The organism is Pseudomonas sp. RW407, from assembly GCF_003176655.1.
Taxonomy (GTDB): Bacteria; Pseudomonadota; Gammaproteobacteria; order Pseudomonadales; family Pseudomonadaceae; genus Pseudomonas; species Pseudomonas delhiensis.
On record NZ_QGSL01000056.1, the window covers coordinates 1 to 737 of the forward strand.

Below are 737 nucleotides of genomic sequence, written 5' to 3' on the forward strand. Positions count from 1 at the left end.
TTGAGGTCCGAGCGCGAGCCGCGGCAGACGATGGGGTCGCTCCGGCTCCAGCCGGGGCAGTCCATCAGCACCACGCGGTAGCCGGCGGCCAGCAGCGGCTCGAGGTTGCGGCTGAAGTTGGCCCAGCCGCTGGCGCCGGGGCCGGAGCCGTGGAGCATCACCACGGTCTCGGCGCCCTCGCCCAGGTCGTTGTAGTGCAGCTGCAGGTCCAGGTCGCCTTCGCGGATGCGGGCGAAGCGGCTGCTATCGGCGTCGTTCGGCGCCCTGTTCGTCGTGGTCATCGGCGGCATCCTTCAGTTCGGTTCAGGTTCGGCGCCAAGCGCGCCAAAACCGGCGATCCACTCGGGAATCGGCCGGTAGTACCGGTCATGTACGCGGTAGGCGCCAAAGGCGGAGAGCGCGGCAAAGGCGGCCACCCAGGTTTTCACCTCATGGGTCGAGCGGCCGGCGATGGCCGACAACTGATCGTTGCCCAGGGCATCCAGCTCGCCCAGGCGGTTCTGGGCGAGGATGTCGAGGAACTGCTGGTCCCATTCGGGGTTGAGCGGATGCAGGGAACCGGGGTCCTCGACGAAACGCCGCGCCGCCTGGATCACCCGCTGCTGCCGCGCTTCCCTTTCGTCGGCGGGCAGGTTCCGCCCGCTGCCCATCAGGCGGTCGGCCATGCGCGCGTCGACCCTGGCCAGCTCCGGCACCGGCGGCTGGTGCGACAGCCCGCCGGAGCCGAGGAACAGCAC

At 70.1% G+C, this 737-nt stretch carries 1 protein-coding gene and 1 pseudogene; both read right to left on the reverse strand.

Features of this window, described 5'->3' with window-relative positions; all coding sequences use genetic code 11:
- Positions 1 to 281, reverse strand: a 281-nt coding sequence (locus tag DK254_RS05775) for an alpha/beta fold hydrolase (RefSeq protein ID WP_158546399.1), incomplete at its 3' end; no start/stop codon positions are given.
- Between the two features lie 12 nt (positions 282 to 293).
- A pseudogene (gene mhpB, locus DK254_RS05780) lies at positions 294 to 737 on the reverse strand (3-carboxyethylcatechol 2,3-dioxygenase); the annotation flags it as partial.